Genomic DNA, 9613 nt, shown 5'->3' on the forward strand with positions numbered 1-9613 from the left:
GGGGCCCGCAAAGCGGGCCCCTTTTTCGTGGCGCCTCAGTCGGCCGCCGCCGCGTGCACCGGGCCGTGCGGGCGACGCGCCATCCAGACGAAGACGATCGAGATCAGGCACAGCCAGCCGCAGATCCAGAAGAAGTCGAGCGCCGACATCAGATAGGCCTGGCCGCCGAGCACATGCGTCAGCGCGCCGAGCGCCTGCGGCTCACTGAGACCGCCGGACTGCAGCGTGTCGAGCGCCTGCGTCAGGCTCGGATCGTAGACGCTCGATGCCTCGGCGAGCCGCGTCTGGTGCAGCGCCGCGTGGCGGTCCCAGAACGTGGTGACGATCGAGGTCGAGAAGCTGCCGGCGGTGATGCGCAGGAAGTTCGACAGGCCCGAGGCCGCCGGCACCTGCGCATCCGGCACGCCGTCGAGCAGGATCGCCAGCATCGACACGAAGAACATCGACATGCCGATGCCCTGCACCAGCAGCGGCATCACGTAGGCGCCGAAACTGGCGTCGGCGGTGTAGCCGGCACGCATGAAGTACGAAACCGCGAACACCACGAACGAGGCGGTCGCGAACAGGCGCGCGTCGAACTTGCCGATGTTCTTGCCGATCAGCGGCGACAGCAGCACGGCGACGACGCCGCTCGGCGCGGCGACGAAGCCGGCCCAGGTGGCGTTGTAGCCGAGCCAGGTCTGCATCCACAGCGGCTGCAGCACGACGGCGCCGAAGAAGATCGCGTAGCCGAGGCACAGCGCCAGCGTGCCGATCGCGAAGTTGCGGTTCCTGAACAGTGACAGGTCGATGATCGGATGCTTCTCGCCGAGCTCCCAGATCATGAAGGCGATGAAGCCGATGACGGCGACGACCGCCAGCACGACGATGAACGTCGACGCGAACCAGTCCTCGTCCTTGCCCTTGTCGAGCATGATCTGCAGCGAGCCGACCCAGACCACGAGCAGCGCCAGGCCGATGCTGTCGATCGGCAGCTTGCGCATCGGCGTCTCGCGATGCTTCATGCCCTGCCAGCAGACGAAGGCGCAGAACAGGCCGACCGGCACGTTGATCAGGAAGATCCACGGCCAGGAGTAGTTGTCGGATATGTAGCCGCCGAGGATCGGTCCGCAGATCGGCGCGACCAGTGTCGTCATCGACCACACGGCGAGCGCGGCGCCTTTCTTGTGCGGCGGGAAGATCGAGATCAGCAGCGCCTGCGAGCCCGGAATCATCGGCCCGGACACGGCGCCCTGCAGGACGCGGAACGCGATCAGCGACGGCAGGCTCCAGGCGATGCCGCAGAGGAACGAGGCGATCGTGAACAGCAGCACCGACACGACGAAGGTGCGCACCACGCCGTAGCGCTGCATCAGCCAGCCGGTCAGCGGCACCGAGATGCCGTTGGCGACCGCGAACGAGGTGATGACCCAGGTGCCCTGATCGCTCGACACGCCGAGATTGCCGGCGATCGTCGGGATCGAGACGTTGGCGATCGTCGTGTCGAGCACCTGCATGAAGGTGCCGAGCGCGAGCGCCGTCGCGATCAGGCCGCGCGCGCCGTTCAGATCGGCGGCCGGCGCCGGACTGGCGGCCGCAGCGCTCACGGCGCGGCGCGGCCGCCGTTGCGCGCGATGATGCCGGCGATGCGCTGGTCGACCGCCGCGTCATGCTCTTCCGAGGCGATGACCTGCTGCGGACCGCTGCGCACCTGCGTCGCCACCAGCGTGCCGGAGGTGTCGTGCAGATCGACGGTGGCGGTCATCGACAGGCCGACGCGCAGCGGATGCGCGGCGAGTTCCTGCGCGTCGAGCGCGATGCGCACCGGCACGCGCTGCACGATCTTGATCCAGTTGCCGGAGGCGTTCTGCGCCGGCAGCAGCGCGAACGCGGCGCCCGAGCCGGCGCCGAGGCCGGCGACCTTGCCGTGATAGCGCACGCCGCGGCCGTAGAGGTCGGCGTGCAGCTCCACCGGCTGGCCGATGCGCATCTGTACCAGCTGCACTTCCTTGAAGTTGGCGTCGACCCAGGCATTGGCGAGCGGCACCACCGCCATCAGCGGTGCGCCGGGTGCGATGCGCTGGCCGACCTGCACGCCGCGCCGCGCGACGACGCCGCTGACCGGCGCGCTGATCCGCGTGCGCTTCAGCGCCAGCGCGGCCTCGCGAACCTTGGCGGCGGCGGCGAGCACCTGCGGGTGATCCTCGGCCGTGGTGTTCTCGGTCTGCGCGATATTGGTGGCCAGATCCTCGCGGCTGGTCGCCAGGGCGGCTTCGAGCTGCGCGACCTGATCGCGGGCGTGCTGCAGCTCCTCGGCGGAAACGCCGCCGTCGGCGGCCACTTCGAGACGGCGCTGGAGATCGCCGCGCGCAGCCTGCAAGGCCACTTCGCGGGCGCGGATCTGCGCACGCAGGCCTGCGGACTGCGAGTACAGGCCGCGCACCGAGCGCACAGTGCGCGCCAGCTCGGCTTCGGCGCCGGCCAGCGCGACCTCGGCGTCGGCCGGATCGAGCTCGACGAGCACCTGGCCGCGCTCGACGTGCTGGGTGTCGTCGACGTGCAGCGCCGTCACCGTGCCGGCGACCTCGCTGGTGATCTGCACCAGATCGGAGGCGACGTAGGCGTCGTCGGTCGACTCGAAGTAGCGGCCGTGCACGAACCACCAGGCGCCGTAGCCGCCGAGCGCGAGCACGACGAGGAGGCCGAGCACCAGCATCCGTCGGCGGCGGGCGCCGTTGGCCGGCGTGGAGGAAACGGGATTCGGCTGATTCATGACGGGACTCCGGCGGCGACGTCGGTGTTCGGCGGGGCGGGATTGAAGCTGCCGCCCAGCGTCAGCAGCAGCGAGACGCGGGCGATGACGAGGTTGGCGTTCAGGGTGACGAGTTCGCGGCGTGCGTCGAGCACGTTCGACTCGGCGTTGAGCACGACGAGCTGCGACGACAGGCCGGCGCCGTAGCGACGCTGCGCGAGCGCGTAGGCCGCCTCGGTCGCGTCGAGACGCGCGCGCGCCTGGACGATCTGGCGGCCGAGCGAGTCGACCAGGCTGAGCTGGTCGGCGACATCGCGCACCGCGCTCAGTACGGTGTCGTTGTACCGGGCAATGGCGTCGTCGAGTTCGGCGCTCGCGCCGAGATAGCCGGCCTTCAGGCGCTGCGCGTCGAAGATCGGCAGGTGCAGCGCCGGGCCGACGCCGTAGACCTTGCTGCCGGCATCGAACAGATCGTCGAGGCCGACCGCCTGATAGCCGGCGAAGGCCTTGAGGCTGATATCCGGAAAGAACGCCGCCCGCGCCGCGGTGCGGCCGGCGGAAGCGGCCTCGACGCGCGCCCTGGCGGCGAGCACGTCGGGCCGGCGCGACAGCAGATCGAGCGGCAGCGCGTCCGGCAGCGGCAGCGCCGCGTCGAGCGTCAGCTGCGGCCGGCCGATCGCCGCGTAGGCATCGGCGCCGTGACCGGCGAGCGCGGCCAGATGATGAACCGCCAGCTCGCGCTGGCTGTCGGCCTGCAGACGGGCGCTGCGCGCCTGCGGCAGCGCCGCCTCGGCAGTCTTCAGCTCGACCTGCGTATCGAGGCCGGCGCGCACGCGGCCCTGGGTCAGCTTCAGCAACGTCTCGCGCTGGCGCAGCGCCTGCCCGGCGATGTCGGCGAGCGCATAGGACTGATAGAGCTGCACGTAGGCGTGCGCGATCGACCCGGACAGCGCGAGACGCGCCGACACCGCGTCGAGCTGCGCGGCCCGTGCCTGCGCGCGCGCCTGACCGAGCAGCGCCGCCTGGCGGCCCCAGAAATCGAGATCCCAGTTCAGGTTCAGGCCGACCTGGCCGAGCCAGGCCATGTTGCCGCCGCTGGCGGCGAAGCCGTACTGCGCCGGCGGATAGATGTAGTTCTCCGACAGGCGCTGGCGGCTTTCGTCGCCGTCGAGCGTCACGCCCGGGCGCAGCGGCGCGCCGGCGGCGAGCGCCTGCGCCTGCGCGCCGCGCACGCGCGCCAGCGCTTCGGCGAGGCTCGGATGCTGCGCCAGCGCCTGATCGACGAGGCGGTCGAGCTGCGGATCGCCGAACGCCGTCCACCAGCCCTCGGCGGCGTGCGGCGCGGCGGCGCCGGCCAGGCCGAGATCCGCGGCGGCGAGCGCCGTCTGCTGCGGCGCGTCGTCCTTCGGCGGCAGCACGCAGCCGGCGGCGAGCAGCACGCCGGCCAGCGCCAGCGCGCGCCAGGGCTGAGGGGTCATGTCGAATCTCCGATGCCCGGCTCCGGCAGGGCGTTGTGCGCCTGCAGTCCGGTCAGCAACTTGTTGAGCAGATGCGTCAGCTCGGCGAACTCCGCCTCGCTGAAACCGCTCGCATTGAGAACCTCGTTGAGGCGCGCGACGACCTGCGGCAGCAGTTCGTCGAGCTTGTGCTCACCGGCCTCGGTCAGGCGCAGCTCGACGACGCGACGGTCCTGGCGGCTGCGCCGCCGCTCGACGTAGCCGCGCTCCTCAAGGTGATCGAGCATGCGCGTCACCGCGCCGTTGTCGTGGCACATCGAGCGGCACAGATCGCTCGCCGTCAGCGCCTGTCCTTCGCGCAGCTTCAGCAGCGCGATCCACTGCACGAAGCTGATGTCGTGCTGCGCGAAGATCCGCTCGGCGCAGCTGTGCATCTGCGCGTGCGCCATCTTCAGCAGGTAGCCGAGGCTGGTGCGCGACGTGAAGCCGGCGGGGTCGTAGAACATCGTGCTCATCGGGTCTTGCCGCTACGGGTCTTTGCCCCGGCAATATCTGCCTCGGCAAATACTGCGCTTGCAGGAATTAAGCTGTCAAGCCTGACAGTTTCGTGCCCGCCCCGCGCGCCGCCGCCTCCGCGCCGACGAGCCCGCCCCCGCCACGACGCCTGTCGCGGCGCGCAGCGCGCCGACGGCGGTGCGCGTCGGACACGGCACCGCCTCAACCGTGAGCGTGTGAGGAGGATGAGCGGGCGGCGGGCGGCGCCGTCCGGTTTCAGGCCGGCGGGGTCGCCCGCGCCGCCCGCCAGGGCTTGAGCGCGGCCGCGCGCAACTCGCGCAGGCGCGCGCCGATCGCCGGCCCCTGCAACTCCGGCGTCTGTGCCAGCACGTCGCGCGCCTGCAGCGTCGCGGCGATCGCGCGCGCCTCGCGCAGGTACGGCGCCTGCGGATAATCGGCGTCCTCGAAGCCGAGCCGACCGCGCGCGTCGGACAACGCCGCCTGCAGCACCTGCTCGAAGCGCTCGCCGGGACGGAACGCGTGCAGGCGTTCGAGCAGCTCGACCAGCGTCATCGGCCGCAGTTCCATTGCGCGATGGATCAGCAAATGCTCGCGCGTGTGCACGACGGCGAGATCGCGGTATTCGGCGGGCACCCGCAGGCGCGCCGAGAACGCTTCGACCAGCGGCACGCCGCGCACGTCGTGCATGCGGTGCGACGGCCATTCGGCGCGCGGCGTCAGCGCCTTGCCGAGATCGTGGACCAGCGCCGAGTAGCGCACCGGCAGGCCGTAGCCGAGGCGCGCGGCGACGTCGACGCACAGCAGCGTGTGCACGAGGCTGTCGACTTCCGGATGGTAGTCGGCGCGCTGCGGCACGCCGGACAGCGCCGCCAGCTCCGGCAGCACGCGCGCCAGCGCGCCGCAGTCGCGCAGCGTGGTGAAGAACACGCTCGGCGCGGCGGTGGCCAGTGCCTTCTTCATTTCCTGCCAGACGCGCTCGGGCACCAGGTGATCGACCTCGCCGCTGGCAACGATCTGCCGCAGCAGCGCCTGCGTCTCCTCGGCGACATGAAAGCCGAGCGGCGCGAAGCGCGCCGCGAAGCGCGCCAGGCGCAGCACGCGCACCGGATCCTCGACGAAGGCTTCGGAAACGTGGCGCAGCTGGCGCGCCTGCAGATCGCGCACCCCGCCGTACGGATCGACCAGCGTGCCGTGCTCGTCCTCGGCGATCGCGTTGACGGTCAGATCGCGGCGGCGCAGGTCGTCCTCGAGCGTGACGTCCGGGCCGGTGTGGAAGGCGAAACCCTGGTAGCCGCGCCCGGACTTGCGCTCGGTGCGCGCCAGCGCGTGCTCCTCGCCGGTGTGCGGATCGAGGAACACCGGAAAGTCCTTGCCGACCGGCTTGTAGCCGCGCGCCGCCATGTCCTCCGGCGTGCTGCCGACCACGACCCAGTCGCGTTCCTGGACCGGCAGGCCGAGCAGGCGGTCGCGCACCGCGCCGCCGACCAGATAGCGGCGGAAGCCCGTGCTCACGGCCGGCGCACCGGCTGCAGCAGCTCGTCGAAATCGCGGATGCGGCCGGTGGTCTGCCAGTCGTGCACGGCGATGTGCCAGGCGATGCGCTGCACATAGCCGCGCGTCTCGTTGTACGGCACGTTCTCGATCCACACGTCGGCATCCATCGGCGCCGGCGGCAGCCAGCGCGCGACCGCGTTCGGGCCGGCGTTGTACGAGGCCACCGTCAGCACGAACTGGCCGTCGTAGCGGTCGGTCATCTGCCGCAGATACGCACTGCCGAGGGTGACGTTGAGCTCGGGATCGAACAGGTCTTCGCGGTCCGGCCTGGGCAGGCCCAGCTTGCGGGCGACGTCGCGCGCGGTGCCGAGCTTGATCTGCAGCAAGCCGAGCGCGTCCGACGAGGACGCCGCGCGCGCCAGGAACAGGCTTTCCTGACGCATCACGCCGTAGATCCAGGCCGGCGGCAGATCGGTCTGCCGCGCCGCGTGGCGGATCTGCTTGTCGTAGGCGCGCTTCGGGTAGAGCTGGTCGAGCGCGTCGCTGGCATCCATCTGCGACAGCAGCAGCACAGTCTGCCAGTGCCAGCCCCAGTGCGACGCGAGCAGCGCGGCCTGCACGCGCGCGGCTTCGTCCAGCTTCTGCGTCGCCGCGCGCCACTCCAGATTGGCCCAGTCGATCTCGTCGACGTAGTACAGCTCGCGTGCGCGCAGCAGCGCGGGGTCCTGCAGCAGGCGCTGCTGCACGTCGGCGGCGGCCGCGAGCGCGCGGCGCCGCGGCGTATAGGGGGCACCGAGCCGCCAGGCCGCGAGCACGCTGTAGTAGCCGTTGTCCTGCGCCAGCGGCGCATAGAGCGCGCGCGCTTCGTCGCCGCGGCCGAGACGCTCGGCGACGCGCGCGCGCCAGTAGGTCCAGCGCGGCTCGGCGGCCATCGCCGCCGGCAGCGCCTGCAGCCATTGCCCGGCCTGCGCCCACTCGCCGCTCCACAGCGCGTTGCGGATGCGCCACTCGTGCACGCGCGCGTCGAGCGCATCGGCCGGCAACTGCCGGAAATACGCGAGCGCTTCCGGCGCGCGGCTCCAGGCCAGACCCAGCGCGACGGCACGCGTCAGTTCGTCGTATTGCGGCGGCGGCAGACGACCGGCGCCGAAGCGCGCCAGCAGCGCTGCGGCGGCCGCGGTATCGCGCCGCGCCAGCTTCTGGAAAGCGGCGCTGAGCGCCGGCCATTCAACTGCGGCCTGCGGATCGGCGGCCAGCGCCGCCAGCGTGCCCTGCGGATCGTCGAGCAGGCGCTGCCATTGCCGCAACGGCGCGGCGCGCTCGGCCGGCAGCGACGCGATCAGACTGGCGGCGAGCGCGGTGTTGCCGTCGGCGAGCGCCTTGCGCGCGCGCTGCTCGGCGGCCTCGGCGGTGATCGCGCCGCGGTCCTGCAGCCACTGGAACGGCGCGACGCAGGCCTGCGGCATTTGCGGCGCCTCGCGCCAGAACGCCAGCAGTTCGTCCTGCCATGCGCCCGGCTGCGGGCGCGCCGGATCGGCGCCGGCGAGCCGCGCCTGCCAGCGATGGCAGACGAGACGCGGGTCGGACTCGCCGCGGTCCTGCGCGAGGAAGGCCGGCCACTGCGCGCGCTGCGCGAGATCGAGCAGCCATTGCCGGCGCAGCTCGCGCGACACCGGCAGATCCGGATTGCGGTCGAGGAAGTCGGCGATCGCCGCGTCGAGCGCGCCGGGCTGCGCGCGCGGCAGCTGCGCCTGCAGGCGCGCCGCCTGCAGATACGGATACAGCGCGTAGTCGCGCAGCGCGCGGCGGTCCTCGCCGTCCGGCGCACGGCCGGCGCGAGCCTCGGCGAGCGCGGCGCGGAACTGATCGCGCAGCGCCGTCGCATCGCTGGCCTGGGCCGTCACGGCGAGCAGGCCGCCGGCCAACAGCGCGAGGCTTTGCAAGATCTTCATGGTCATCCTCGACTCGCGGCGCTCCATGGTAACGGAGGCGGCGCGCGCGGCTTACTCGGCCTGCACCATCGGCTCGTCGGGCAGGAAGCGCACGCCCTTCATGCCGCAGGCGAGGATGGCGTCACGCAGCTGCACGACGGCCTGGCGGCGCGGAAAGGTCTTGCGCCAGACCAGCGCGATGCGCCGGTGCGGACCGGGCGGCACGAAAGGCTTGGCGATCAGGCCGGCGCGGTCTTCCGGACGGTTCTCGGCCGAGGACTGCGGCAGCACGGTGATGCCGAGCCCGCCGACGACCATGTGGCGGATCGTCTCCAGCGAGCTGCCGGACTGCGGCTGCGGTCCGTCGCGATCCGGATCGACGCACTTCGGGCAGGCTTCGATGACCTGATCGCGGAAACAGTGGCCGGGTCCGAGCAGCAGCAGCTTCTCGCCGGCGAGCTGCCGGGCCGGGATCGCCTCAGCCGCGGCCCAGTGATGATCGGGCGGCAGCAGCACGACGAAATCCTCGTCGTAGACCGGCCAGGCCGACAGGCCGTTGAGATCGATCGGCAGCGCGACGCAGACCACGTCGAGCTCGTTCTCGCGCAGCTGTTCGAGCAGCTTGGCGGTGAAGTTCTCCTCGATCACCAGCGGCATCTGCGGCGCGCGCTCGCGCAGCAGCGGCACCAGGCTCGGCAACAGGTACGGCCCGACGGTATAGATCGCGCCGAAGCGCAGCGGGCCGGCCAGCTCGTCCTGGCCTTCGCGCGCCAGGTCCTCGATCAGGCGCGTCTCGGCGAGCACGCACCTGGCCTGGGCGATGATGCGCTCGCCGATCGGCGTCGGCCGGGCTTCGCCGCGATTGCGCTCGAACAGCAGGACGCCGAGCTCGTCTTCGAGCTTCTTCAGCGCGACCGACAGCGTCGGCTGCGACACGAACGAGCGCTCGGCGGCGCGGCCGAAGTGACGTTCCTTGTCGAGATTGACGAGATAGCGAAGTTCAGTGAGGGTCATGCCCTCAAGCTTAACCGAGCGCTGCGCCGCGGGCCGCCGGCCCGAAGGCCGGCTTACATGAACTGCTCGTTGCCGACGATGCCGATGTTGGTGACGCCCAGACGCTGGGCGTCGGCCAGCGCCGCGGCCACGTATTTGTATTCGACCAGCCGGTTCGGGCGGATGTGGAATTCCGGCTGCTGCGCCTGCGCCGCGGCCGCCACGAAGCGCGATTTCATCGTCTCGCGGCTGATCGCTTCGCCGTTCCAGATGTAGGTGCCGTCGAAGTCGATTTCCAGTTCCACCACCGGCGGCGGCTGCACGTTCTCCATCGGCGGCGTCGCCTGCGGCATGTCCAGCTTCACCGCGTGCGTCTGCACCGGGATGGTGATGATCAGCATCACCAGCAGCACCAGCATCACGTCGATCAGCGGTGTGGTGTTGACGTCCACCACCACTTCCGGATCGCCGGAGCCGCTGCCGCTTCCTAC

General features: G+C 71.3%; 8 protein-coding genes. All 8 read right to left on the reverse strand.

Going from position 1 to position 9613, the window contains the following annotated elements; all coding sequences use genetic code 11:
• Positions 1-35: 35 nt before the first annotated feature.
• The gene (locus H149_RS0112040; protein ID WP_020650012.1) at positions 36-1586 is read right to left on the reverse strand and encodes a DHA2 family efflux MFS transporter permease subunit; all 1551 of its coding nucleotides are present in this window, start codon (positions 1584-1586) and stop codon (positions 36-38) included.
• Complete coding sequence (locus tag H149_RS0112045; RefSeq protein WP_026353122.1) at positions 1583-2752, reverse strand: HlyD family secretion protein; 1170 nt, start codon at positions 2750-2752, stop codon at positions 1583-1585. Before H149_RS0112045 ends, H149_RS0112040 begins: the two co-directional genes overlap by 4 nt.
• A complete protein-coding gene (locus tag H149_RS0112050; protein ID WP_020650014.1) occupies positions 2749-4209 on the reverse strand; it encodes an efflux transporter outer membrane subunit in 1461 nt (486 codons plus the stop codon). Before H149_RS0112050 ends, H149_RS0112045 begins: the two co-directional genes overlap by 4 nt.
• Positions 4206-4703, reverse strand: coding sequence for a MarR family winged helix-turn-helix transcriptional regulator (locus H149_RS0112055; protein WP_020650015.1), 498 nt, complete (start codon positions 4701-4703; stop codon positions 4206-4208). Before H149_RS0112055 ends, H149_RS0112050 begins: the two co-directional genes overlap by 4 nt.
• A gap of 256 nt (positions 4704-4959) precedes the next feature.
• Positions 4960-6216 carry a multifunctional CCA addition/repair protein gene (locus H149_RS0112060; protein WP_020650016.1) on the reverse strand — a complete coding sequence of 419 codons (1257 nt, stop codon included), beginning with the start codon at positions 6214-6216 and terminating at the stop codon, positions 4960-4962.
• Positions 6213-8150 carry a lytic transglycosylase domain-containing protein gene (locus tag H149_RS0112065; protein WP_169518344.1) on the reverse strand — a complete coding sequence of 646 codons (1938 nt, stop codon included), beginning with the start codon at positions 8148-8150 and terminating at the stop codon, positions 6213-6215. Before H149_RS0112065 ends, H149_RS0112060 begins: the two co-directional genes overlap by 4 nt.
• A 51-nt stretch (positions 8151-8201) precedes the next feature.
• On the reverse strand, positions 8202-9143 hold the full coding sequence (locus tag H149_RS0112070; RefSeq protein WP_020650018.1) for a hydrogen peroxide-inducible genes activator: 942 nt from the start codon (positions 9141-9143) through the stop codon (positions 8202-8204).
• A gap of 53 nt (positions 9144-9196) precedes the next feature.
• A partial coding sequence (locus H149_RS0112075; RefSeq protein ID WP_020650019.1) for an ExbD/TolR family protein occupies positions 9197-9613 on the reverse strand: 417 nt, incomplete at its 5' end.

The sequence above is a fragment of the Solimonas variicoloris DSM 15731 genome (genome assembly GCF_000382285.1).
Taxonomy (GTDB): domain Bacteria; phylum Pseudomonadota; class Gammaproteobacteria; order Nevskiales; family Nevskiaceae; genus Solimonas; species Solimonas variicoloris.